At 65.1% G+C, this 25,019-nt stretch carries 25 protein-coding genes; 9 read left to right on the top strand and 16 right to left on the bottom strand.

What is annotated here, in order from left to right; all coding sequences use genetic code 11:
• Positions 1-54 precede the first annotated feature (54 nt).
• The 4 genes from A3CW_RS0118565 (at position 55) to A3CW_RS0118550 (ending at position 5,058) form a co-directional block, all read left to right on the top strand.
• Entirely contained in the window at positions 55-516 is a 462-nt protein-coding gene (locus tag A3CW_RS0118565) for a peroxiredoxin (RefSeq protein WP_028204906.1), read from the top strand.
• Between the two features lie 399 nt (positions 517-915).
• Complete coding sequence (locus A3CW_RS0118560) at positions 916-2,757, top strand: PhoH family protein (RefSeq protein WP_028204905.1); 1,842 nt, start codon at positions 916-918, stop codon at positions 2,755-2,757.
• 234 nt (positions 2,758-2,991) lie between these two features.
• Positions 2,992-4,116 carry a C40 family peptidase gene (locus A3CW_RS0118555; RefSeq protein ID WP_028204904.1) on the top strand — a complete coding sequence of 375 codons (1,125 nt, stop codon included), beginning with the start codon at positions 2,992-2,994 and terminating at the stop codon, positions 4,114-4,116.
• Positions 4,117-4,251: 135 nt separating this feature from the next.
• On the top strand, positions 4,252-5,058 hold the full coding sequence (locus tag A3CW_RS0118550) for an SDR family oxidoreductase (protein ID WP_028204903.1): 807 nt from the start codon (positions 4,252-4,254) through the stop codon (positions 5,056-5,058).
• Positions 5,059-5,121: 63 nt separating this feature from the next.
• On the opposite strand, the gene A3CW_RS0118545 is transcribed toward A3CW_RS0118550, so the two are convergent.
• From A3CW_RS0118545 to A3CW_RS0118500, 10 genes are all read right to left on the bottom strand, one after another.
• A complete protein-coding gene (locus A3CW_RS0118545; protein WP_028204902.1) occupies positions 5,122-6,132 on the bottom strand; it encodes an inorganic phosphate transporter in 1,011 nt (336 codons plus the stop codon).
• A gap of 10 nt (positions 6,133-6,142) precedes the next feature.
• Entirely contained in the window at positions 6,143-6,769 is a 627-nt protein-coding gene (locus A3CW_RS0118540; RefSeq protein WP_028204901.1) for a DUF47 domain-containing protein, read from the bottom strand.
• A 205-nt stretch (positions 6,770-6,974) separates the two neighbouring features.
• Entirely contained in the window at positions 6,975-8,357 is a 1,383-nt protein-coding gene (locus A3CW_RS0118535; protein ID WP_028204900.1) for a replicative DNA helicase, read from the bottom strand.
• Between the two features lie 164 nt (positions 8,358-8,521).
• Positions 8,522-8,974 (bottom strand): 50S ribosomal protein L9, encoded by a 453-nt coding sequence (gene rplI, locus A3CW_RS0118530; RefSeq protein ID WP_028204899.1) that lies wholly within the window; start codon positions 8,972-8,974, stop codon positions 8,522-8,524.
• A gap of 27 nt (positions 8,975-9,001) precedes the next feature.
• The gene (gene rpsR, locus A3CW_RS0118525; protein WP_027797225.1) at positions 9,002-9,277 is read right to left on the bottom strand and encodes a 30S ribosomal protein S18; all 276 of its coding nucleotides are present in this window, start codon (positions 9,275-9,277) and stop codon (positions 9,002-9,004) included.
• 2 nt (positions 9,278-9,279) lie between these two features.
• Entirely contained in the window at positions 9,280-9,579 is a 300-nt protein-coding gene (gene priB / locus A3CW_RS0118520) for a primosomal replication protein N (RefSeq protein ID WP_028204898.1), read from the bottom strand.
• A 46-nt stretch (positions 9,580-9,625) separates the two neighbouring features.
• Positions 9,626-9,997: a 30S ribosomal protein S6 gene (rpsF, locus tag A3CW_RS0118515; RefSeq protein WP_028204897.1), complete on the bottom strand. Its 372-nt coding sequence runs from the start codon at positions 9,995-9,997 to the stop codon at positions 9,626-9,628.
• Positions 9,998-10,203: 206 nt separating this feature from the next.
• Positions 10,204-11,130: an anti-sigma factor family protein gene (locus A3CW_RS0118510; RefSeq protein ID WP_028204896.1), complete on the bottom strand. Its 927-nt coding sequence runs from the start codon at positions 11,128-11,130 to the stop codon at positions 10,204-10,206.
• Positions 11,120-11,935, bottom strand: a complete 816-nt coding sequence (locus A3CW_RS46765) for an RNA polymerase sigma factor (protein ID WP_081771719.1) — start codon at positions 11,933-11,935, stop codon at positions 11,120-11,122. Before A3CW_RS46765 ends, A3CW_RS0118510 begins: the two co-directional genes overlap by 11 nt.
• Before the next feature lie 102 nt (positions 11,936-12,037).
• Complete coding sequence (locus A3CW_RS0118500) at positions 12,038-12,946, bottom strand: substrate binding domain-containing protein (protein WP_028204895.1); 909 nt, start codon at positions 12,944-12,946, stop codon at positions 12,038-12,040.
• Positions 12,947-13,171: 225 nt separating this feature from the next.
• Here A3CW_RS0118500 and gcl point away from each other — a divergent pair, with 225 nt between their 5' ends.
• The 4 genes from gcl to lysM all read left to right on the top strand — a co-directional run bounded on the left by gcl (position 13,172) and on the right by lysM (position 17,780).
• Positions 13,172-14,956, top strand: a complete 1,785-nt coding sequence (gcl, locus tag A3CW_RS0118495) for a glyoxylate carboligase (protein WP_028204894.1) — start codon at positions 13,172-13,174, stop codon at positions 14,954-14,956.
• A 126-nt stretch (positions 14,957-15,082) separates the two neighbouring features.
• Complete coding sequence (gene hyi / locus A3CW_RS0118490; protein WP_028204893.1) at positions 15,083-15,880, top strand: hydroxypyruvate isomerase; 798 nt, start codon at positions 15,083-15,085, stop codon at positions 15,878-15,880.
• A gap of 43 nt (positions 15,881-15,923) precedes the next feature.
• Positions 15,924-16,829, top strand: coding sequence for a 2-hydroxy-3-oxopropionate reductase (locus tag A3CW_RS0118485; RefSeq protein WP_028204892.1), 906 nt, complete (start codon positions 15,924-15,926; stop codon positions 16,827-16,829).
• A gap of 441 nt (positions 16,830-17,270) precedes the next feature.
• On the top strand, positions 17,271-17,780 hold the full coding sequence (gene lysM / locus A3CW_RS0118480; RefSeq protein WP_028204891.1) for a peptidoglycan-binding protein LysM: 510 nt from the start codon (positions 17,271-17,273) through the stop codon (positions 17,778-17,780).
• 87 nt (positions 17,781-17,867) lie between these two features.
• On the opposite strand, the gene A3CW_RS0118475 is transcribed toward lysM, so the two are convergent.
• The 6 genes from A3CW_RS0118475 to A3CW_RS0118450 all read right to left on the bottom strand — a co-directional run bounded on the left by A3CW_RS0118475 (position 17,868) and on the right by A3CW_RS0118450 (position 24,044).
• Positions 17,868-18,896 (bottom strand): asparaginase, encoded by a 1,029-nt coding sequence (locus tag A3CW_RS0118475; RefSeq protein ID WP_028204890.1) that lies wholly within the window; start codon positions 18,894-18,896, stop codon positions 17,868-17,870.
• Between the two features lie 50 nt (positions 18,897-18,946).
• Positions 18,947-19,873, bottom strand: coding sequence for a CysB family HTH-type transcriptional regulator (locus A3CW_RS0118470; protein ID WP_028204889.1), 927 nt, complete (start codon positions 19,871-19,873; stop codon positions 18,947-18,949).
• Positions 19,874-19,934: 61 nt separating this feature from the next.
• Positions 19,935-20,993: a sulfate/molybdate ABC transporter ATP-binding protein gene (locus A3CW_RS0118465; RefSeq protein WP_028204888.1), complete on the bottom strand. Its 1,059-nt coding sequence runs from the start codon at positions 20,991-20,993 to the stop codon at positions 19,935-19,937.
• Between the two features lie 2 nt (positions 20,994-20,995).
• Positions 20,996-21,964, bottom strand: coding sequence for a sulfate ABC transporter permease subunit CysW (gene cysW / locus A3CW_RS46760; RefSeq protein WP_051481559.1), 969 nt, complete (start codon positions 21,962-21,964; stop codon positions 20,996-20,998).
• Complete coding sequence (cysT, locus tag A3CW_RS0118455) at positions 21,961-22,860, bottom strand: sulfate ABC transporter permease subunit CysT (protein ID WP_028204887.1); 900 nt, start codon at positions 22,858-22,860, stop codon at positions 21,961-21,963. Before cysT ends, cysW begins: the two co-directional genes overlap by 4 nt.
• Positions 22,861-22,985: 125 nt before the next feature.
• Positions 22,986-24,044 (bottom strand): sulfate ABC transporter substrate-binding protein, encoded by a 1,059-nt coding sequence (locus A3CW_RS0118450; protein WP_028204886.1) that lies wholly within the window; start codon positions 24,042-24,044, stop codon positions 22,986-22,988.
• Positions 24,045-24,336: 292 nt separating this feature from the next.
• On the opposite strand from A3CW_RS0118450, the gene lexA reads away from it, so the two are divergent.
• A complete protein-coding gene (gene lexA, locus A3CW_RS0118445) occupies positions 24,337-24,987 on the top strand; it encodes a transcriptional repressor LexA (RefSeq protein WP_028204885.1) in 651 nt (216 codons plus the stop codon).
• Positions 24,988-25,019 lie beyond the last annotated feature (32 nt).

The raw sequence follows: 25,019 nt of genomic DNA, 5'->3' as shown, positions 1-25,019 counted from the left end.
ACCGTGCGCAGCGGCAATGCCAGCCAATAACAAAGGGAGAGCCACGTGCCTGACGTGACCATCGCAGTCGACCACCCCGTTCCGGACTTCACCGCCCCCGCTACCGGCGGCGACTTCACGCTGTCGAGCCTGAAGGGCAGCAAGGTGGTGCTGTACTTCTATCCGAAAGACAACACGCCGGGCTGCACGACCGAAGGCCTGCAGTTCCGCGATCTCTATCCGAAGTTCAAAAAGGCCGGCGCGCAGATCGTCGGCGTGTCGCGTGACAGCGTGCGCTCGCACGATAACTTCAAGGCCAAGCTCGAACTGCCGTTTACCTTGGTATCGGATGCCGACGAAGCGCTGTGCACGCTCTTCGACGTCATCAAATTGAAGAAAATGTATGGCAAACAGGTACGAGGGATCGAACGCTCGACCTTCCTGATCGACGCGACCGGCGTACTGCGCCAGGAGTGGCGCGGCATCAAGGTCCCGGGCCATGTCGACGAAGTTCTGGAGGCTGTACAAGCGCTTTGAGGAGCGTTATATTGGGCTGCAATGAGTGCCTGTCCAACCCTTTTTACGTCGCGTTGCGGCGGTTTCGCAGCCGGTCATGGAATGACCGGAAATGCGTATCCGAGGCAACGGGACAACACCGAAGTGAAGCCGCTTGCCTCGTCATCCGGGGCGGCGGCTTTTTTGTTTGTTCCATGCTGTTCCCTCCCGCTTTTCTCCCCGTTCGTGCCGGCTTTGCGACCCGGCGCGCGCAAACGTCAAGGAGCTGATCGAAAACCAGGCGAACCGGCATTTTCTGACCTGAGCGCGCACCTTGCGCAGTAACGGCGGAGGCCTACCCGGCACCCGCACGCACCGCCCGAAAGCGCGCCTTACTGGGTAACCCCGCGACCACTCGACCCGATTTTTTCGAGGGACACCATGCCTTTGCCTACTCCCCCCAGCAAGCTCGGCAACCTGCTGCCGCCCGAAGAATACAAGGCGCGTGCCCGCACGACGCGCAGCACACGCAAGGCCGCGAGCGAGAACGACGCGGCCGACGTTGCAGAATACGGCCCCGGCAGTGTCGCCGAGCCGATGACGCTGGCCGCCAACGCCGCGACCACCTTGCGCACGGTGCCGCTTTCGAGCGCCAGCGCCGAACTGGCTGCGCTCGAACCGGTCGCCCCGGCGCCCGCGCGGAACAAGCGCAACAACAGCAAGCAAGTGAGGGCCGCGCTGCTGCAGCCTCTCGAGGCCCGCACCGGCGCCGACGACACACCCGTGGCGCGCGGCGGCAAACCCGCCTCGGCAAAAGCCTCCGGCGGCGCCGCTGTGCCCGCCACGCGCGCCGGGGCGAAAAAACGCGTGCATCCCGAAGAGAGCACCGAAGTCCAGAAGCTCTTCGTGCTCGACACGAACGTGCTGATGCACGACCCGACCTGCCTGTTCCGTTTCGAGGAGCACGACGTCTATCTGCCGATGATGACGTTGGAAGAACTCGACAACCACAAGAAGGGCATGTCGGAAGTCGCGCGCAACGCGCGCCAGGTGAGCCGCACGCTCGACCAGCTGGTCGCCAACGCGGGCCCGATCTCGGAAGGCATTTCGCTCGGCCGCCTCGGCAGCCGCGAGGCGCTTGGGCGCCTGTACTTCCAGACCACGCTCACGCATATCGATCCGGTCGACGGCCTGCCCCAGGGCAAAGCCGATAACCAGATCCTCGGCGTGGTGCGCGCGCTGCAGCGTGACCGGCCGGACCGCCTCGTCGTGCTGGTGTCGAAAGACATCAACATGCGCATCAAGGCCCATGCGCTCGGCCTGCCCGCGGAAGACTACTTCAACGACCAGGTTCTCGAAGACAAGGACCTGCTCTACTCGGGCGTGCGCGCGCTCCAGCAGGACTTCTGGTCGAAGCACGCCAAGGGCATGGAGTCCTGGCAGGACACCAAGACCGGCACGACGTATTACCGCGTGACGGGTCCCGAGTGCCTCTCGATGCTCGTGAACGAGTTCGTCTATCTCGAGCCGCAGAACGGCGAACCGGCGTTCCATGCGATCGTGCGCGAGCTCAACGGCAAGACGGCGCTCCTGCAGACGCTGCGCGACTACGGCCACCACAAGAACAACGTGTGGGGCATCACGGCGCGCAACCGCGAGCAGAACTTCGCGTTGAACCTGCTGATGAACCCGGAGATCGACTTCGTCACGCTGCTCGGCCAGGCCGGCACGGGCAAGACGCTGGTCGCGCTCGCGGCGGGCCTCTCGCAAGTGCTCGACGAGAAGCGCTACAACGAGATCATCGTCACGCGCGCGACCGTGCCGGTTGGCGAGGACATCGGTTTCCTGCCGGGCACCGAAGAGGAAAAGATGCAGCCGTGGATGGGCGCCTTCGACGACAACCTCGAAGTGCTCCAGAAGACCGATGACGCCGCCGGCGAATGGGGGCGCGCGGCGACCCAGGAGCTGATCCGCTCGCGCCTGAAGGTCAAGAGCATGAACTTCATGCGCGGCCGCACGTTCGTGGACAAGTATCTGATCATCGACGAGGCGCAGAACCTCACGCCGAAGCAGATGAAGACGCTCGTTACGCGCGCGGGCCCGGGCACGAAGATCGTGTGTCTCGGCAATATCGCGCAGATCGACACGCCGTATCTGACCGAAGGCAGCTCCGGCCTCACCTACGTGGTGGACCGCTTCAAGGGCTGGGCGCACAGCGGCCACGTGACGCTCGCACGCGGCGAACGCTCGCGGCTTGCCGATTACGCGTCCGATATCCTGTAATCCATTCGCTGGGCGCCGCCTTCCGGGGGCGCCCATGCACATGGCGAGGACCGTATCCGGGGAACCGGATACGGTCCTTTTTTATTGGCCGGGCGTCCCCCACGCACAACAGTTGGCGCACGAACTTCAAGTAAGTTGTGAAGAATTCTTGCGAAAGCCCTGACGGGCGGGCTACCATCCGCCCATGATCCGTTTTCCCGATGGCGCAAGCGTCGCGCGCGCCACATCCGCTTCATGCGTCGACTCTGGCTTCCGCTTCTGATCGTAGTCCTGCTTGCCGCGTGCTCCAGCGCGCCGCAAAGGGTATCGCGCAGCGGTTCGTCTGCCAGCGAAAACGGAGGGCGCACAAGGCCCCCGGGCTTTCCCAATTTCGTCGATCACAGCGTGGGCCGCGAGGAAATCTCGATCCAGGCGATGGGGCTCGTCGGCATTCCGTATCGCTGGGGCGGCAATACGCCTGATAGTGGCTTCGATTGCAGCGGTCTCGTCAAATACGTGCTAGCGCGCTCGGCCTCGGTGGACTTGCCCCGCACCACGGCCGAAATGAGCACGCGCGGCGAAACCATCGAGCCCGACGAGATTGCCGCCGGCGATCTCGTCTTCTTCAATACGACGGGGCGGCCGCATTCGCACGTCGGGATCTACGTCGGCAACCTGCGCTTCGTTAACGCGCCTTCGACCGGCGGCACGGTGCGACTCGACTATCTGACCAACCCCTACTGGGCGAAGCGCTTCGACGGGATTCGCCGCATGGCGGCGCCCAAGCGCACGCCTTTCGAGACGCCGACCTGGGAAGCGTCTGCGCCGGCTGAACGCGTGCCTGGCGCGAACGCCGCGCCACCGGCGGCCGCAATGGCGAGCGTCGCGCCGGCTGCGGCGGCGCAGCCCGCGCCGCGAGCCGTGGCCGCGAGCCAGAACCGCATCGTCGCCGCGCCGCAACCCGCCTATGCGGCAACGCCGGCCAACACGCCGACGGCTGCCACGGCCTCCGCCCCGGCCGACGCATTCGAGCCGCCGCCCGCCTCGCTCGGCGCGGCGCAGACGCAGGCACGCGACGCGGGCGCGCTCGCACCCGCGGTGGCGCCCGGCAACAACACGGCTGCCTACGCCGCCAGCCCCGCCGCCAGCGCCCCGCGCGACGCCATCGACGCCGCCGCCGACGCCTTCGAGCCCCCGCCGCCCACGGCAAGCGCAGCGGCGCGCCAGGCCGGCCAGGTGGGCTCGACGCCGATCCAGGCGGCGTCGCCGGCCGCGGGTGGCGCGCAGGTCATACGCGCCTCGACAGCCGGCCCGGCCTCGCCGGCCCCGACCCAGTCCAGCGACGACCCCATCGCGCGCTTTGCCAACAGCGGCGACTAAAGCGGCCCCGCCGCGGCGCTGAGCGGCACGTTGCCCCTGGCCGCACGGCTAAGCATGCTTGCAGCGGTTTGCGGGGCCGCGCGCCTCTGCTATCGTTTTGGGACCGTTTTCATACTTTCGCGCAGCGAGGCGACGATGGATCTTGGACTCAGCAAGAAGGTGGTACTCGTGACGGGCGGCAGCAAGGGCATTGGCCTTGCCTGCGCGCGCGCCTTTGCACAGGAAGGCGCGCGCGTGGCGATCGTCTCGCGCGACCCCGCCAATCTCGCGCGCGCCCGCGAGCAACTCGCGGGCGAAGGCCTGCATGTGCACCTCACGCGCGCAGACCTGCACGAAGCGCATAGCGCGGCCGACGTAGTCGAAGAAGTCTCCACCGCGGTCGGCCCCATCGATATCCTCATCAACAGCGCGGGCGCGGCACGCCGCTACGACCCGGAAACGCTCGATGCCGACGCGTTCAGGGCCACGATGGAGGCGAAATACTTCCCCTACATCTACCCGCAGCAGGAGGTGCTGCGGCGCATGGTGCAGCGGATCAAGTCGGGCGAGAGCATGGAGCCTGGGGCGATCGTCAATATCATCGGCATGGGCGGCAAGTTCGCGAGCGACATCCATATCGCGGGCGGCGCGGCCAACGCGGCGTTGATGCTCGCGACCGTGGGCCTCGCGCACTACCACGCGCGCTACGGCATCCGCATCAACGCGATCAACCCCGGCGCCACGCTTACGGAGCGGCTGCAGGAGGCCGTTCAACTGGAAGCGCAACGCACGGGCGTCGGCGCGCAGGAGGCGTTGGCGAGCGGCGAATCGAAGGTGCCGCTCGGGCGCTACGCAAAGCCTGAGGAAATTGCCGATGTCGCACTCTTCCTCGCGAGCCGCCGCGCGAGCTACGTCACGGGCGCGCTCATTCCGATGGATGGGGCCAGCACGCCGCTGATCTGAAGCGCGCGTTAGCGCGCGGGCGAGGCCTCAAAAGCACTGCGGCGCCCGAAGGCGCCGCAGCTTTTACATGAAGCGGTGACCAAGCCACCACGCGGCCGCGGCCAGCGTGGCCGAGGCCGGTATGGTCAGCACCCAGGCCCAGACGATGTTGCCCGCCACGCCCCAGCGCACCGCGCTGAGCTTCTGCGTCGCGCCAACGCCGACAATCGCGCCGGTGATCGTGTGCGTGGTCGAAACGGGAATGCCCAGCGACGAAGCCGTGAAGAGCGTGAGCGCCCCGCCCGCCTCCGCGCAGAAACCGCCCACCGGCTTGAGCTTGGTGATCTTCTGCCCCATCGTGCGCACGATGCGCCAGCCGCCGAACAGCGTGCCCAGACCCATCGACAGATAGCAGCCGCCGATCACCCAGATAGGCGGCGCGTCCGAACCGATCGCCGAGTAGCCCGTTGCGATCAGCAGCATCCAGATGATGCCGATGGTCTTCTGCGCGTCGTTGCCGCCGTGGCCGAGGCTATAGAGGCCAGCGGAAATCAGCTGCAGGCGCCTGAAGCGCCGGTCGACCTTGCTTGGCGGCGTGCGGAAGTACAGCCACGACACCGTGAGCATGAAGAACGAACCCAGCACGAATCCGAGCAGCGGCGAGATGAAGATGAACGCCACGGTCTTCATGAGTCCGTCGAAGTTGAGCGAGGCCCAGCCCGACTTCGCGAGCGCCGCGCCCACGAGGCCGCCGATCAGCGCGTGCGACGAACTCGATGGAATGCCGTAGTACCAGGTGAGCACGTTCCAGCCGATCGCGCCCATCAGCGCGCCGAACACCACGTAGTGGTCGACGATATCGGGGTCGATGGTGCCCTTGCCTACCGTCTGCGCCACCTTCAGGTGGAACACGAAATAGGCGATCACGTTGAACATGGCGGCGAACGCCACCGCCTGCTGCGGCTTCAGAACACCCGTGGACACGACCGTGGCGATGGAATTCGCCGCGTCGTGAAAACCGTTCATGAAGTCGAAGACGAGAGCGATGGCGACCAGCGTCGCGACCGCCCAGAGAGCGAGTTGTATCGATTGCATCGCAGTGAGCTCAGGCGTTCTCTAGCACGATGCCTTCGATGATGTTCGCGACATCCTCGCACTTGTCCGTGATCGCTTCGAGCAGCTCGTAGATCGCCTTCAGCTTGATCAGGTTCTTGACGTCGTCTTCCTCGCGGAAGAGCTTCGAAATGGCCCCGCGCAGCAAGCGGTCGGCGTCGGATTCGAGGCGGTCGATGTCTTCGCAGGCCTGCAGGATCTCGCGCGCCTGCTTCATGTCGGAGAGGAGGCCCACCGCCAGCTGCACGCGCTCGGCCGTGGCCGTCACCACGTGCGCCAGCTGGCTCGCCTCGGCCGTCACGGCTTGCACGTCGTAGAGCGAAATGGCCGTGGCGACGTCCTCCATGAGGTCGAGGCAGTCGTCCATCGTCGTGATCAGCTTGTGGATCTCGTCGCGGTCGAGCGGCGTGATGAAGGTCTTGTGCAGCAGGTCGATCGCCTCGTGCGTCAGCTTGTCAGCGGCCTTTTCGGAGGCCTGCACGTTTTGCTTGTGGATCTCGGCGTCGGCGAGGTTATCGATCAGGAGTTCGAGTTCGCGGCTCGCGGAAACGATGCATTTCGCATGCGCATTGAAAATTTCGAAGAACTTGCCCTCGGTGGGCATGAATCGACCGAACATTGGTATCCCGGAAATTGGTCTCGGATTGCCGTCACGAAGCGGTGACTTCGTGGTCACTTCGCGGCAATCGGGCGGCAAAATAGGCGACAGAGATGACTGTCATAAAACGGCAACATTGTATCGCCAGGCGAGAGCTGCCGCATGGATCGGCAGCCGCCAACGCGGCGTTTGCGCCACTTTGGCGCACGCCGCGCAACGTTTCGAGTTATTCGGCGTAGAAGTTCTGCGCCCCGGCGAAGTTGTCGAACTTCGTGTATTGACCGTGGAACGTCAGGCGAACGGGCCCGATCGGACCGTTACGCTGCTTGCCGATGATCACTTCGGCCGTGCCCTTGTCCGGGCTGTCGGGGTTGTAGACTTCGTCGCGATAGATGAACAGGATCACGTCCGCATCCTGTTCAATAGCGCCCGATTCGCGCAGGTCCGACATCACGGGACGCTTGTTCGGCCGCTGTTCCAGCCCTCGGTTGAGCTGCGAAAGCGCGATGACCGGCACGTCCAGTTCCTTGGCGAGACTCTTGAGCGAGCGCGAAATTTCCGAAATTTCGGTCGCGCGGTTCTCGCCCGTGGACGAGCCGCTCATGAGTTGCAGGTAGTCGATGATGATGAGCCCGAGCTTGCCGCACTGGCGCGACAGACGCCGCGCGCGCGAGCGCAATTCCATCGGGTTCAGGCCACCCGTTTCATCGATGAAGATCTGCGCCTCGCTCATTTTCTGCACGGCGTGCGTGAGCTTCGGCCAATCCTCGTCGGTAAGCCGCCCCGTGCGCATGCGGTGCTGATCGAGGCGCCCCACCGAGCCGAGCATACGCATGATGAGCTGCGTGCCCGGCATTTCCATCGAGAATACCGCGACCGGCAGGCCGTACTCCACGGCCACGTATTCGCCGATGTTCATCGAGAGCGCCGTCTTACCCATCGACGGGCGTCCCGCCACGATGATCAGCTCGCCGCCGTGCATGCCGGAGGTCATGCGGTCGAGGTCCACGAAGCCCGTGGGCGTGCCCGTCACGTCGCTCGGGTTGGCCGTGTGGTAGAGCGTGTCGATGCGCTCCACGACCTGCGTGAGCAGCGGCCCGATCTCGAGGAAGCCCTGGGTGCCGCGCGCGCCGTCTTCGGCGATCGAGAACACCTTCGACTCGGCCTCGTCGAGCAGTTGGCGCACTTCCTTGCCCTGCGGGTTGAAGGCGTCGGCGGAAATTTCGTCGGCGACGGAAACGAGCCGGCGCAGCACCGCACGGTCACGCACGATTTCCGCGTAGCGGCGAATGTTCGCCGCGCTCGGCGTGTTCTGCGCGAGCGCGTTCAGGTACGCGAGGCCGCCCACGTCATCCGCTTTGCCCGAGGTGCCGAGTGCCTCGTACACCGTCACCACGTCGGCCGGGCGCGTGGCAGCGATCAGCCGGCCAATGTGCTCGAAGATGATGCGGTGGTCGTAGCGATAGAAGTCGCTTTGCGAGAGGAAGTCGGCAATCCGGTCCCAGGCCGCGTTATCCAGCAGCAGGCCGCCGAGCACCGATTGCTCGGCTTCGATCGAATGCGGCGGGACTTTCAGCGAGTCGAGTTGGGGATCTTTCGGAGCGTTCATGGAGGGCAATTATCGGACATGGGGGTGCCTCGAACAAGCTTGAAAACTTGCAACGAGCGGAGCGTCCAGGCAGCGCACAACAAAAAAGGCAGAAGCCCTGCGGCTCCTGCCCTTCCTGAGTCTTGCGTCAAACCGCGCGGCCCGCGAGGGCCGCACGTGGGTACTTAGGCGTGCTCGCCCAGCACCGACACCGTAACGTCGACGAGGACGTCGGTGTGCAGCGCAACGTGCACCGGGTGGTCGCCCACCATCTTCAGCGGGCCTTCCGGCAGACGCACTTGCGCCTTTTCCACTGCGAAGCCTTGCTTCGTGAGCGCAGCGGCGATGTCCGCGTTCGTGACCGAACCGAACAGGCGGCCGTCCACGCCGGCCTTTTGGCCGATCTGGACGGTCAGGCCGTTGAGCTTTTCGCCTTCGGCTTGCGCTACTGCCAGCTTTTCAGCGGCGACCTTTTCGAGTTCTGCGCGGCGGACTTCGAATTCAGCGATTGCGTCCTTCGTAGCACGGCGTGCCTTCTTGTTCGGGATCAGGAAGTTACGTGCGTAACCGTCCTTCACCTTGACGATGTCGCCGAGGTTACCCAGGTTGACGACTTTTTCCAGAAGAATGATCTGCATTCTATTGCTCCTTATCGCGTCGTCTTATTAGGCCTTGTGCTGGTCGGTGTACGGCATCAGCGCGAGGAAACGCGCGCGCTTGATAGCCGTGTCCAGCTGACGCTGATAGTGGGCCTTCGTACCCGTCAGACGAGCCGGCGTGATCTTGCCGTTTTCGCCGATGAAGTCCTTCAGCGTGTCGAGGTCCTTGTAGTCGATTTGTTCGACGTTTGCAGCCGTGAAGCGGCAGAACTTCTTGCGCTTGAAGAGCGGGTTTTGTTGCTGACGACGCTTGTCGAATTTCTTACCAGTCGGGCGGGGCATGATTAGTCCTTTCCTGTGCCTTGCATTTCGGTGATGTGAAACACCAGGGTTCGCGCGTTGCGGTGCTTTTTCGCCAGAAAACCGGTGAAGAGCGCTTCCACGCCCATCTCACAGCTTTCCACGAGACCGCAGGCCTTGCCGGCCGCCACCGCGGGCATCGTGAGCTCGACGAAGCGGGGAATGCCGGCTTCGACGACCTCCGTACGGTGCTGCAACGTGACGCTTGCGATCGGAACGCCGGCGGGGGTGTACCGCACCGGTTCGCGTTCGACGACGCTAGCCGTAAGCTGCAGCCTGTTCACGGGGCTAACTCAGGCAAATGAGCTTGAATCCTGATGGCTTGTGTACTTAAGCCTGCGCTTCGGTCGGCTGGGCAGCCGCCTTCTTGGCTTCTTCGCGCTGCACTTCCTTCATCATCGGCGACGGGCCGGTTTCGGCCTTCTTCATCTTGACGATGAGGTGACGCAGAACAGCGTCGTTGAACTTGAACGCGTGTTCCAGTTCGTCGAGCGTGGTCTGGTCGCATTCGATGTTCATGCAGACGTAGTGAGCCTTCGCGAGTTTCTCGATCATGTAGGCCAGTTGACGACGGCCCCAGTCTTCGATGCGGTGGATCTGACCACCGTGCGAGGTGATCGTGCCCTTGTAGCGCTCGATCATGGCGGGAACTTGCTCGCTCTGATCGGGATGCACGATGAAGACGATTTCGTAATGACGCATGTATCACTCCTTGTGCTTACTTGTGGATATAAGCCACCCGGGCGTCGGAACCGGTGTGGCAAGTGAGAAGCCGAAGATTGTAGCGCGGATGGGCTACGCACGCAAGACAGATCGTGCGTTGAGGCGATGAATCGGGCGTGTTTTCAATGACTTGCGCGGCGAGAAGTGCCCGGAGCGCTCCCGCCGCGCTCGTGTGAGACGACAGCCTAGCTGCCTGCCGCCTCGCTCGCGCCCGCCGCGAGCCTCGCGTCGAGCGCCGCGCGCAGGCCGTCGAGCGCGTCCGCGCCGGCGTCGGTCACCGCCCACCAGGTCATGCCCGCCGCCTGCCAGCGCCGGAGCGCGTAGCCTTCGCTCGAACCCGGCGGCGCGATGCCCGAGACGGCCGGTCCGCTCGCGCCCGGCGGGAACACATAGACGTCGATCACATGCTTGCCATAGTGATAGACCAGCACGGCAACCCGTTCGCGCCCCACATAATCGAGACGTCCGCCCGCCAGCGCGAAGCCCTGCTGCGCCAGATCGAAGACAGGTGGCGCGTAGTCGATGCGGCCGTTGAACCACGGCTTCACCGTATGGCGGTCCGTCGAGATCACGTCGATATCGCGGCCGGAAATCTGGGCCCGCACGTGGCTCGACACGAGATCGTCGACGAAGGCCGTCTCAGCGGCCGGGCGGCGTAGATGCAACGTGGCGATCACAGCCAGCGCACAAAGGATCAGCACCGCGCAGCCGAACCACGCGAACGTGGCCGCGCGCGGACCCGCGTTCACGGACGCAGCGCCCCAGCCATGCCCGCCCACATCGCCTCGCTCCCGGCCACCACTGCCCGGCCACCAGTTGCGCAGCCAGTCGCGCCAGCCGCCCGAGTCGCGCGCGGGGGTTGGCGAAGGCGCTGCCTTCGCAGGCGGCACGTCCGTCGCCGGCAATGCTGCGACGATACGCGCAGCAAGCCCGGCCGGCGCGCGGTGGTATGGCGCGGAGTGGATCATTTGAGAGATGGCCTGCGCATCGTCGGCGACACGGCGGCATGGCTCGCAGCTCGCGAGGTGCTCGCGCACTCGCCATTCGTCGGCGGCGGAGAGTTCGCGGTCGACGCTCGCGTCGACCAGCGGGCGCGCTTCGTTACAGTTCATCGGGCGCCTCCGTCGTTCGGCCTTCGTTGTGAGAGCGAGGGCGCAACGGCGCTCCGCCGTCGGCGGCCGGCTCCTCGCGGAACCGACCGCCGCCCCCCGGGCCGGATGGTCTCCTGGCTTGATTGCTTCCCCCGACTCCTGCCCTGTCGTCCGCGCAGCCGTGGGCGCGGACAACCGAATCGTTTGCAGTCTCATTGACTGCACTACCCGCCGCTGCCCGGTCGCGCTCGCCGCCGCGGTACGCCGCCAGCAGCGTCGCCAACCGTCGGCGGCCACGTGCGAGCCTCGACATCACGGTGCCGAGGGGAAGATCGGCGATCGCGGCGATCTCGCGGTAGCCCAGCTCCTCCAGCTCGCGCAGCACCAGCACTTCTCGATACTCCACCGGCAGGCGCCTGAGCGCGTCCTGCACGTGGCGGGCGTCTTCGGCACGGATCGCGAGCGTCTCGGGATCGACGCCGCCCGTTTCCCAGCCTTCGAGCGGCGCGTCGTCGCGCAACTCGTCGAACGGCGCCACCTCTTCCGCGCCCGCGCGCCGCCGCCATTCGTCGTACCAGACGCGCCGCACGATCGCGAGCAGCCAGGGGCGGGCCTCGTCGCCGCGAAACGCGTCGAAGAAGCGGAACGCGCGCAGAAACGCCTCCTGGACGATATCTTCCGCGTCGCCCGGGTTGCGCGAGAGCCAGCGCGCGAGGTTGTAGGCCGCATCGAGATGCGGCAGCGCCAGCGCCTGAAAGCGGCGGCTGCGCCCGGCCTCATCCTGCTCGTACGCGGTTTCGCCCACGTCGTCCCCTCGCCTCTTCATTTGGCTTGCGCGACCGTGGCCGCATACAGGCACTACCGAAGCTCGGGCCAGTTTATTCCCGCTCTTTGCACACGAAAACGAAAAATAATTCGAAGTGCGCCATTACGCGCCGGTCCAGTACCCCGGCCGCGCGTAGACCTCCTTGAGATAGTCGATGAAGTAGCGCACGCGCGCCGGCACGTAGCGCTGCTGCGGATACACCGCGAGGATGTCGTAATCGGGCAGCGCGTATTCGTCGAGCACCGTTTCCAGTTCGCCGCGCGCGAGCTGGGCGTCGATCTCCCAGGTCGAACGCCAGCCGAGGCCGAGGCTCTCGGTCACCCAGCGGTGCAGCAGTTCGCCGTCGTTGCAGTCGAGCGTGCCGCCCACGCGCACGGTGACGAGCTTGCCGCCGCGGCTGAAGTACCAGCCGCGGTTCTGGCCGCCCTGCAGGTTGAACGCGAGGCAGTTGTGGTTCGGCAAATCTTCGAGGGTTTTCGGCCGCCCGTGCTTGCGGAAATACTCGGGCGTGCCGCACACCACGCGCCGGTTCGTGGCGAGCTTCACGGCGACGAAGTTCGGGTCCACCGCGCCGCCGATGCGGATCGACAGGTCGTAGCCCTCGCGCACCAGATCGACCACGCGGTCGGTGAGGTTGAACGACACCTGGAGTTCGGGCTTGTCGGCGAGAAACTCGGGCGCGAGCGGCGCGACGTGCTTGCGCCCGAACGCCGCCGGCGCCGAAACGATCAGATGGCCGCTCACCACCTGGCGCCCGGCGGACAGCTCGTTTTCGGCCTGGTCCCAGTCGGCGAGCAGGCCGCGGCAGCGTTCGAGAAAGGCCGCGCCCTCCTCGCTCACCACGAGCCGCCGCGTGGAACGGTAAATGAGCTTCACGCCGAGGCGCTTTTCCAGCGCGTCGATACGCCGCCCGAGGATCACCGGCGAGACGCCTTCCTCGAGCGCCGCCGCCGCGAGGCTGCCCGCTTCTGCGACGCGCACGAAGGTTTCGATCTGCTTGAAGCGGTCCATTGCTTGTCTCCTGTGTCGGCAGCACTTGGCGCTTCAGCGCTTAGTGATGCCCCATGCCGCGCGCCGCAGGCGTCGGCGCAGCCGGAAGCCCCATCCCGCCGGCATTCCATACTTTTTGTTTCGGAATAAACAACCTGGACTGATCTTATCAAACCTTTCCGGCGCCCCTAAAGTGGGCCTCAACACATCGCCATTCCTCGCATACGAGACATTCAGGAGACAATCATGGCCAAAATGAGAGCCGTCGACGCCGCTGTTCTGGTGCTCGAGAAAGAAGGCATCGATACCGCGTTCGGCGTGCCGGGCGCAGCCATCAATCCGTTCTATTCGGCGATGAAAAAGGCCGGCGGCATCACGCACGTGCTGGCGCGCCACGTCGAAGGCGCCTCGCACATGGCCGAGGGCTTTACGCGCGCCACGCCGGGTAACATCGGCGTGTGTATCGGCACCTCGGGCCCCGCAGGCACCGACATGATCACGGGCCTCTACTCGGCCCAGGCCGATTCGATTCCGATCCTCGCGATCACGGGCCAGGCGCCGCGCGCCCGCCTCTACAAGGAAGACTTCCAGGCCGTCGACATCGAGTCGATCGCCAAGCCCGTCACCAAGTGGGCCGTCACCGTGCGTGAGCCGGCGCTCGTGCCGCGTGTGTTCCAGCAGGCGTTCCATCTGATGCGCTCGGGCCGTCCGGGTCCGGTGCTGGTCGATCTGCCGATCGACGTGCAGCTCGCCGAAATCGAGTTCGACATCGACACGTACGAGCCGCTGCCGGTCTACAAGCCGCGCGCGACGCGCAAGCAGATCGAAGCCGCACTCGGACTGCTCAACGCGAGCGACAAGCCGCTGATCGTCTCGGGCGGCGGCGTGCTCAACGCAGCAGCCGAAGACCTGCTCGTGCAGTTCGCCGAAACGGTGGGCGTGCCCGTGATCCCGACGCTCATGTCGTGGGGCGCGATTGCCGACGACCATCCGCTCATGGCCGGCATGGTCGGTCTGCAGACTTCGCACCGCTACGGCAACGCCACGATGCTCGCCTCCGACTTCGTGCTCGGCATCGGCAACCGTTGGGCGAACCGCCATACGGGCAGCGTCGAGGTGTACACGAAGGGCCGCAAGTTCGTGCACGTCGATATCGAACCGACTCAGATCGGCCGCGTGTTCGGCCCGGATCTCGGCATCGTCTCGGACGCGAAGGCCGCGCTCGAACTGTTCGTCGAAATCGCCAGGGAATGGAAGGCCGCGGGCAAGCTGAAGGACCGCAGCGCGTGGGTGGCCGACTGCCAGCAACGCAAGCGCACGATGCTTCGCAAGACGCACTTCGAGAACACGCCGATCAAGCCGCAGCGCGTGTACGAAGAGATGAACAAGGCGTTTGGCCGCGACACCTGCTACGTGAGCACCATCGGCCTTTCGCAGATCGCCGGCGCGCAGTTCCTGCACGTGTACAAGGCGCGCAACTGGATCAACTGCGGCCAGGCAGGCCCGCTCGGCTGGACGATTCCCGCCGCGCTCGGTGTGCGCGCAGCCGATCCGACGCGCCCGATCGTGGCGCTCTCGGGCGACTACGACTTCCAGTTCATGGTCGAAGAGCTGGCCGTGGGCGCGCAGTTCAAGCTGCCGTACGTGCATGTGGTCGTGAACAACTCGTATCTCGGCCTGATCCGCCAGGCGCAGCGCGCGTTCGACATGGACTTCTGCGTGCAGCTCGCCTTCGAGAACATCAACGCGCCTGAAGTGAACGGCTATGGCGTCGATCACGTCACGGTCGCCGAAGGCCTCGGCTGCAAGGCGCTGCGCGTGTTCAAGCCGGAAGAGATCGCCCCGGCGCTCAAGCAGGCCCAGGCGCTCGCCGCCGAGCACAGCGTGCCGGTCGTCGTCGAAGTGATTCTCGAGCGCGTGACCAACATCTCGATGGGCGCTGAAATCGACGCGATCAACGAGTTCGAGGAACTGGCCGAAAAGCCCGAGCACGCGCCGACTGCCATCAGCGCGCTGAATGCCCTCGACTGAGCACACTCGACCAACGCCTCACCGCAGCACGGGCAGCGCGCACGGCATCGGCGCGCTGCCTGACTGATTTACTGCGTGATTTACCGCGTGATTTCCTTTACTGACCGACCAGCGAGACCCAGCACCATGCCAAAATTCGCCGCGAACCTCACCATGCTGTTCAACGAAGTGCCCTTCCTCGACCGCTTCGCAGCGGCCGCACAAGCGGGCTTCGACGCCGTGGAGTTCCTGTTCCCGTATCCGTACAAGGCCGCCGAACTGGCCGAGCGTCTGGAGCTCAACGGGCTGAAGCTCGTCCTCCACAACCTGCCCGCCGGCAACTGGGAAGCGGGCGAGCGCGGCATTGCCTGCCTGCCCGAGCGCCGCGGCGAATTCCAGGAAGGCGTAGGCCGCGCGATCGAATATGCGAAGGCGCTGAAGGTGCCGCAACTCAACTGCCTCGTCGGCATTCCGACGGCCGGCGTCGATCGCGACACGGCGCTCGCCACCATCGTCGAGAACCTGCGCTACGCCGCAGACGCTCTGAAACGCGAAGGCATCCGCCTGCTGGTCGAGCCTTGCAACGCGTACGACATTCCCGGCTTCGCGCTGAACCGCTCGGCCGAAGCGCTCGACGTGATCGAAAAGACCGGCTCGGACAACCTGTTCCTGCAGTACGACATCTATCACATGCAGCGTATGGAAGGCGAACTCGCCGCGACGATCAAGAAGCACTTCGCGAAGATCGCTCACATCCAGCTCGCCGACAATCCTGGGCGCAACGAACCCGGCACGGGCGAAATCAACTACCCGTTCCTGTTCGATCTGCTCGACACGCTCGGCTACGAAGGCCACATCGGCTGCGAGTACAAGCCGCGCACGACGACCGTCGAAGGCCTCGGCTGGCTGCGCAGCGCGAAGCTGCGCACCGCCGAACTCGCCTGAGCCCCTACGCACATTCACGCATTCGCTTTCACGGAGACACAAGATGGCAAAGATTGGCTTTATCGGACTCGGCATCATGGGCGCGCACATGGCGCGCAACCTCATCAAGGGCGGCCACACGCTCGCCGTGAACGGCAAGTACCCGGTGCCCGACGACCTGCGCACGCAAACCGAAGTCGTCGCCGATTCGACGGCTGTGGCGAAGGTCTCGGACATCGTCATCGTGATGGTGCCGGACACGCCTGATGTCGCCAACGTCCTGTTCTCCGACGACGGCGTCGCCAAGGGTCTCTCCGCCGGCAAGCTCGTGATCGACATGAGCTCGATCTCGCCGCTCGAAACGCAGCAGTTCGCCAAGCAGATCAACGCGCTCGGCTGCGACTATCTCGACGCGCCGGTCTCGGGCGGCGAAGTTGGCGCACGCGAAGCCACGCTCACGATCATGGTGGGCGGCCCGCAAAAGTCGTTCGATCTTGCCAAGCCACTGTTCGACTTGATGGGCAAGAACATTTCGCTCATCGGCGACAACGGCGCGGGTCAGACCTGCAAGGTGGCGAACCAGATCATCGTCGCGCTGAATATCGAAGCCGTGGCCGAAGCGCTGCTGTTCGCAGCACGTTCGGGCGCGGACCCCGAGCGCGTGCGCAAGGCCCTCATGGGCGGCTTCGCTTCGTCGCGCATTCTCGAAGTGCACGGCGAGCGCATGACCAGGCGCACGTTCAATCCGGGCTTTCGCATCGAGCTGCACCAGAAGGACCTGAACCTCGCGATCGACGGCGCGCGCAAGCTGGGCATCGCCCTGCCGCACACCGCGAGCGCGCAGCAGCTCTTCAGCGTGTGCGCCGCGAACGGCGGCAAGGCATGGGACCACTCGGCCATGATCCGCGCGCTGGAAATCATGGCGAACTTCGAGATCGCCGAACCGCAAGCGCAGGCGAAGGTGGCTTGAGGACTAGCGGTTGCAGGACGGCGGCTCGCGCGACGCTACGCGCGGACCGCCCGCAGAACCGGATCACGCACATCGGCTCGCGCGCAGCAACTCAGGCGCACGAGCCTCCCGTGGGGCGCTTCGCGGCGGCGGCAACCGTCGCGAGGCAAATCGGTGCCGCTCTGGGCTGAGGGCGGCCAGTGGGGTCCGAAAGCGGCGCCCGGTGACGGCGGGGAAGCCTTGGTCGGTCAGACGTCGTCATCGGGTGTCCGCGTGTCGGATGCCCGTTTTTCTTTGCCTTCTTCTTTCTCGCAGGTTTCACACTCTTTGACGCTGCCCCGATAGACGCCTTCGCGGCCGCGTTTCTAAAATTGTGCTTTCATCCGGCTGTCACGCAGACGGGTCAAGGTGGATACGACGCGTGACCACCCAGTCATTTCCAGCACGTGAGGAGTGTGATCGATGGGCATTATCAATTTCATCAAGGAAGCAGGCGAAAAACTCTTCGGCACGGCTGCAGCGCCCGCCGCCGCCGCGGAACCCGCTGCCGCACCGGCAGACCCCGCTGCGAATCTCGCCGAACTGAACCAGAAGGCCGGCGAGGCGATCGCGGCCTATATCCGCTCGCAAGGCCTCGACGCCGACAACCTCGGGGTGACCTACGACGGCGTCTCGCACACGGTGACGGTCACCGGCAACGCCGCCGACCAGCCGACGAAGGAGAAGATCCTCGTCGCGGCCGGCAACGTGCAGAACGTCGACAAGGTCGACGACCAGGTGACGGTGACGAACCCCGCGCCCGAAGCGCAGCACCACACGGTCGTTTCTGGCGACAACCTCTGGAAAATTGCCGAGAAGTACTACGGCAGCGGCGCGAAAAACGACGCGATCTTCCAGGCGAACACGCCGATGCTCAAGAGCCCGGACAAGATCTATCCGGGTCAGGTGCTCGTGATTCCGCCGCTCCAGTAAGCGCGGCAACACGCAAACACGGCCAGAAACGAAACGGGCCTGGCGGAGCGATCCGCCAGGCCCGTTCTTCCCTGTGCGCGGCCCGCCTCAGTACGTGTCGAACACGTCCTGCAGCCCCGCCTTGTCGGTCGTGCCCGCTGCCAGCGCGAGCAGCAGCAGCACACGCGCCTTGTACGGGCTGAGCGTGCCCGACGAGACGAAGCCGAGCGTATCGTCCTTGGCCGCGCCGTTGTGCATCACGTGACCCGAGCCGACGCGCGAGGCGCGCACGACGGCCACGCCCTTGGCGGCCGCCTCGGCCAGCGACTGCTGCAACGCGCCGTGAATCGAGCCGTTGCCCGTGCCGGCTACGACGAGTCCATCCACGCCAGCGGCAACGAGCGCTTCGACCGCCGCGCGCGACACGCCCGCGTAGCTCGTCACAATCTCGACCTGCGGCCATTGCGCCGACGCCGTGAACGGCGCATCGACGGTATGCGGGCGCAGCGCGCGGCGCTGGAATTCCACACGGCCATCCTGCACCCAGCCCAGCGCGCCGATTTCCGGCGACTGGAACGCATCCACCGCGTAGGTGCTGACCTTCGCGACGTCGCGTGCGCAATGAATGCGGTTATTGAACGCCACCAGCACGCCCTGCCCGGCCGCCGCCTCGCTCGCCGCGAGCGTGACGGCATTGAGCAGATTGAGCGGGCCGTCGGCGGAAAGCGCCGTGGCGGGCCGCATGGCGGCCGTCAAAATGCATGGCTTCGTGCTCTTCACCGTGAGATGCAGGAGATATGCGGTTTCTTCGAGCGTATCCGTGCCGTGCGTGATCACCACGCCGTCGACTTCGTCGCTGGCCAGCAGTTCGTTCACGCGCTGCGCGAGCGTGGACCACAGCGCGAGCGACATGTCCTTGCTGTCGATGCTCGCGACCTGCTCGGCATGGATCTGCGCGATGGCGTCGAGGCCCGGCACGGCTGCGAGCAGCTGCGCGACGCCGATCACGCCGGCCTGGTAGCCGGCGGTGTTGGCGGCGTCTGCGGCGGAGCCCGCAATCGTGCCGCCGGTGGCGAGCACGGCGATGCGCGGCAGCGCCCTGGGCGCTGCCGCTGAAGAGGAAGTGGAAGTATTCATGGCGCCGATTTTAAGCGATCCGCCGCCCGCCGGGAAAATCAGCCCGCCTTTCAGGTTGCCTCGCGCAGCTGGCTCGCGATCTGCTGCTCGGTGAGCTGCGGCGCGAACATTTCGATGAGCCGGTATGCGTACTGGCGCAGGAACGCGCCCTTGCGCAGGCCCACTCGCGTCGTGCTCGCATCGAAGAGATGCTCCGTGTCGAGCGCGACGAGTTCGCTGTCGCGCTTCGGGTCGTAGGCCATCGCCGCGACGATGCCCACGCCCATGCCGAGTTCGACGTAGGTCTTGATCACGTCCGCGTCGATGGCGGTCAGCACCACGTCGGGCACCACGCTCGCTTTCGCGAACGCCTGGTCGATATGCGAGCGGCCCGTGAAGTCCTGGTCGTAGGTGATGACCGGATACTCGGCCACATCTTCGAGCGTGAGATTCTCGCGGCCCACGAGCGGATGCGCCTTCGGCACGACCACCACGTGATGCCACGAGTAGCACGGAAACGTGACGATATCGGGGAAGCGGTCGAGCGCCTCGGTCGAGATGCCGAGGTCGGCCTCGCCGTTGATGATCATCTGCGCGATCTGCTGCGGATTGCCCTGGCGCAGCGCGAGGTGGACTTTCGGAAACACTTCGCGAAACTGGTGCACGACCTTCGGCAGCGCGTAACGCGCCTGCGTGTGCGTCGTCGCGACCACGAGGTGACCGCTGTCCTGGTCGGCAAACTGGCGCGCCACGCGGCGCAGGTTCTCGGCGTCGAGCAGCATGCGCTCGATCAGCTGATGAACGGCCTTGCCCGGCTCCGTGAGGCCGGTCAAGCGCTTGCCGCGGCGAATGAAAATATCCACGCCCAGTTCGTCTTCGAGATCCTTGATCTGCTTGGAGACGCCCGACTGCGATGTATACAGCACGTTCGCCACTTCGGTCAGGTTCATGTTCTGCCGCACGGCTTCGCGCACGAAACGCAACTGCTGAAAATTCATGGTCTTCTCTCCGGGACTGCTGACCGATTATTCGTTTTTCTCGATGTGAGCACTGTAACGCTCATTGCGCCGGAAATACGCGCAGCCCGCGCGGCACCGCCGTCACGCCCTCGCCCACCGTGAGCCCCAGCGCGCGCCACGACCCGCGGTCGAGTTCGGCTTCGAGCGCGCCGCCCGTGCGGCTTTCCAGCTCCACGCGCACCGAGCCGCCCAGCGTCACCACGCGGCGCACGTCGACCACGATGCCGTCGCGATGATCGCTCGCTTCGCGGTGCAGCACTAGGTCGTGCGGCCGCACGTAGGCGAGCGCCGGGCCTTCGAAGCTCGCGTGCACCGAGATCGGCTGCGCCGCGCCCTCAGCGACGAAACCACGCGCATCCACGCAGCCGCGCAGCCGGTTCGCGGCGCCGAGGAATTCGTAGACGAAGGCCGTCTGCGGATGATCATAGACGTCCTGCGGGCTGCCCACCTGCTCCACGTGACCATGATTCATCACGACGATGCGATCGGCTACCTCGAGCGCCTCCTCCTGGTCATGCGTGACGAAGATGGTCGAGATGTGGAGGTCGTCGTGCAGGCGGCGCAGCCACGAGCGCAGCTCCTTGCGCACCTTGGCGTCGAGCGCGCCGAACGGTTCGTCGAGCAGCAGCACCTTCGGCTCCACGGCGAGCGCGCGCGCAAGCGCGATGCGCTGACGCTGGCCGCCCGAAAGCTCGGACGGATAGCGCTGCGCGAGCCAGTCGAGCTGCACGAGCTTGAGCAGCTCATGCACCTTCTCGCGAATCACGGCCTCCGAGGGCCGCTCGCTGCGCGGCTTCACGCGCAGGCCGAACGCCACGTTCTCGAACACCGTCATGTGGCGGAACAACGCGTAATGCTGGAACACGAAGCCCACCTGGCGCTCACGCGCGCCCACCTCACCCACGTCCTGGCCTTGCAGCACGACCTGGCCCGCGTCGGCGTATTCTAGGCCCGCGATCACGCGCAGCAGCGTGGTCTTGCCACAACCGGAAGGTCCGAGCAGCGCAACCAGTTCGCCGGGCGGAAAGTCGAGCGAGACGTTGTCGAGGGCGGTGAAGTCGCCGAAGCGCTTGTGCAGATTGCTGACGGTGATGCCCATGTTTACTGCTCCCCTACTTGAATCGGTTGGCGCACGGCGCGAGGCGCTGCGTGTTGTGAAACATGTTGCACGGCCACGGGCTGCGGGCCCGCATAGGCGGGAATCTCATCCGCGCCGCGCAGTTCCGACGAAAGGCGGCGCTCCGCGAGCAGCTTCAGGCCGAGCGTGACGAGCGCGAGCAACGCGAGCAGCGATGCCACGGCAAACGCCGCCGCGAAGTTGTACTCGTTGTAAAGGATCTCGACGTGCAGCGGCATCGTGTCGGTCTGGCCGCGAATATGGCCCGACACCACCGAAACCGCGCCGAACTCGCCCATGGCGCGCGCGTTGCAGAGAATCACGCCGTACAGCAAACCCCAGCGGATATTGGGCAGCGTCACGCGGCGAAACATCTGCCAGCCCGATGCGCCCAGCACGTGGGCGGCCTCTTCTTCGTCGTTGCCCTGCGCCTGCATCAGCGGAATCAGCTCGCGTGCGACGAACGGGAACGTCACGAAGATCGTGGCAAGCACGATGCCCGGCACGGCGAAGATGATCTGCACGTTGTGGTCTTCGAGCCACGGCCCGAGCCAGCCCTGCGCGCCGAACAGCAGCACGTAGATGAGCCCCGAAATCACGGGCGAAACCGAAAACGGCAGGTCGATCAGCGTGGTGAGCAGCGCCTTGCCGCGAAACTCGAACTTCGCGATCGCCCATGAAGCCGCGAGGCCGAAGGCCAGATTCAACGGCACCGCGATCGCCGCGGTGATGAGCGTGAGCTTGATCGCGGCGAGCGCGTCGGGATCGACGAGCGACGTGAAGTAGAAGCCAATGCCCTTCGACAGCGCCTGCAAGAACACGGCGACGAGCGGCACCACGAGAAACAGCGCGAGAAACGCGAGCGCGATGCCGGTCAGGAGCCAGCGCACCCACGCTGCTTCGGTGACCGGGTCCGGCCGGCGAGTGCTTCGTTGTTGCGGCAGCGTGCTCATTGCGCACCTCCCGCGACGGTTGCGCCCACCACGGCATTCGGCGCGCTGCCTGCCGAGACACCCCGGCTCGTGCGGCGTTGCAAATACCACTGCAGCGAATTGATGAGGAGCAACATGACGAACGACACGCAGAGCATCATCACGGCGAGCGCCGTTGCGCCCGCGTAGTCGTATTGTTCGAGCTTCGTGATGATGAGCAGCGACGTGATCTCCGACTTCATCGGCACGTTGCCGGCGATGAAGATGACCGAGCCGTACTCGCCCAGCGCGCGCGCGAATGCGAGTGCGAAGCCGGTGAGGAGCGCCGGCAGCACGGCGGGCAGCACGACACGGCGGAACGTGAGCCAGCGCGAGGCGCCGAGGCACGCGGCGGCCTCTTCCTGTTCGCGCTCGAAGTCCTCGAGTACGGGCTGCACCGTGCGCACGACGAACGGCAAGCCGATGAAGGTCAGCGCCACGAGCACGCCGAGCGGCGTGAAGGCGATCTTGAGACCGAGCGGCTGCAGGAACTGGCCGATCCAGCCATTGCCCGCATACACGGCGGCGAGCGAAATGCCCGCCACGGAAGTCGGCAGCGCGAACGGCAGATCGACGAGCGCATCGATCACCCGTTTGAACGGGAACGTATAGCGCACCAGCACCCACGCGAGCAGGAAGCCGAATACGGCATTGATCACCGCCGCGCCGAGCGCGGCGGTGAACGTGAGCCGGTACGACGCGATCACGCGCGGCGACCACACTGCGCGCACGAACTGGTTCCAGTCGAGTGTCGCCGTCTTGAGAAAGGTGGCGGCGAGCGGAATGAGCACCACGAGGCTCAGGTAAGCCACGGTGATGCCAAGCGTCAAACCGAATCCGGGCAGCGCACTAGGCTTGCGGAATCTAAACGTGGTCATGCTCATCATCCAGACATGGGTTGCGCGCTTCCTGTATGCAAAGCGGCGCCGAAAAGCGCGCCCGTAGGCGCGCTTCATTGTTATGCGGTCACGTCGCTACGCGGACCGCTTGCTACTTGACAGCTTTACTGCGGCTGATAGATCGAATCGAACACGCCGCCATCCGCGAAATGCGTCTTCTGCGCGTTGGGCCAGCCGCCGAACGTGTCGTCGACCGTGTAGAGCTTCAGCTTCGGAAACTTCGCCGTGAGCGCCGCGGGGACCTTGTCCGAACGCGGACGGTAGAAGTTCTTCGCGGCGATCTCCTGGCCCTCTTCGCTATAGAGGAACTGCAGGTAGGCCTCGGCCTCCTTGCGCGTGCCCTTCTTGTCGACGACCTTGTCCACCACGGCCACCGGCGGCTCAGCCAGAATGCTCACCGAAGGCACGACGATCTCGAACTTGTCCGGGCCGAATTCCTTGAGCGAGAGAAATGCTTCGTTCTCCCATGCAATCAGCACATCGCCGATGCCGCGCTGTACGAAGCTCGTCGTGGCGCCTCGCGCGCCCGAGTCGAGCACGCCCGCGTTCTTGTAGAGCTTCGAGACGAAGTCCTTCGCCTTCTGCTCGTTGCCGCCCGGCTGGTGCAGCGCATACGCCCACGCCGCGAGATAGTTCCAGCGCGCGCCGCCCGAGGTCTTCGGATTCGGCGTGACGATCGAGACGCCCGGTTTGGTCAGATCGTCCCAGTCCTTGATGTGCTTGGGGTTGCCCTTGCGTACGAGGAACACGATGGTCGACGTGTACGGCGACGCGTTGTCGGGCAGGCGCTTTTGCCAGTCCTTCGCGACGATGCCCTTGTTGGCGAGCGCGTCGATGTCCCATGCCAGCGCGAGCGTCACGACGTCGGCTTGCAGGCCGTCGAGCACCGAGCGCGCCTGTGCGCCCGAGCCGCCATGCGACTGCTTGATGGTGAGCGTTTCGCCCGTCTTCGCCTTCCACTGCTTGATGAAGGCTTCGTTGATGTCCTGGTACAGCTCGCGCGTCGGATCGTAGGAGACGTTGAGCAGCGATGTATCCGCGTGAGCGGCCACCGGCGCCATGGCCGCCATCGTCGCGACGCCGACGAGCGGCGCAACGCCGATAACCAGTTTTGCCGCCAGTGTTTTCAGCCAGCCCGCGCGCCCCGTATGTGTCGTGCCCATCTTTCTGTTCTCCGTTCTCGTGTGTGCTCGTTTGCGCCCATTAGTGAAGTGCAGCGAACGATGGAGGCCAGTCTAGCGATCTGCTTACATTATTAAAAATGATGTTTTTTCATTTTTTAATACGCAAAAGTGGTAAGGACAGAGGAAGTCGCTGCTGGAGCGCGATTTCATCCGCGCAAACACGGGAAAGCGGCCTGATGGCAACGCCCAGTCGACGAACTTCAAGTAACACTTGAAAAGTGGCGAGTACTGTATAAAAATACAGTTACCTGTTCAAACATACAGTGGCGCCATGACCAAACTCACCGCACGACAGCAGCAGGTTTTCGATCTGGTTCGCCGGGCCATCGAGCGCACAGGCTTCCCGCCCACGCGCGCCGAGATCGCGGCGGAACTCGGCTTCAGCTCGGCGAACTCCGCGGAGGAGCATCTGCGCGCGCTGGCGCGCAAGGGCGTGATCGAACTGGCTGCGGGCGCCTCGCGCGGCATCCGCCTCATGCCGGGGCCCGACGACCTGCCGCATCAGTTCACGCTTCCGCACGCGAGCATCATGCAGCTCTCGCTGCCGCTCGTTGGCCGTGTCGCAGCGGGCAGCCCGATCCTCGCGCAGGAGCACATCTCGCAGAACTACATGTGCGACCCGGCGCTCTTCTCGAGCCGCCCCGACTACCTCTTGAAGGTGCGCGGCCTTTCCATGCGCGACGCCGGCATCCTCGACGGCGACCTGCTCGCCGTGCAGAAGAAGGCCGAAGCGAAAGACGGCCAGATCATCGTGGCGCGTCTTGGCGACGACGTCACCGTGAAGCGCCTGAAGCGCCGTCCAAACGGGCTCGAGCTGATCGCCGAGAACCCCGATTACGACAATATTTTTGTCGAGGCCGGCAGCGCGGAATTCGCGCTCGAAGGCATCGCGGTCGGGCTGATCCGCCCCACCGAATTCTGAGCAATCCGTCTGCGCGCAGTTTGCACATTGTT

It is taken from the genome of Paraburkholderia nodosa DSM 21604 (assembly GCF_000519185.1).
Classification (GTDB): domain Bacteria; phylum Pseudomonadota; class Gammaproteobacteria; order Burkholderiales; family Burkholderiaceae; genus Paraburkholderia; species Paraburkholderia nodosa.
Note: the sequence above shows the minus strand (reverse complement) of the source record. Positions and strands in the feature narration are given on the sequence as shown.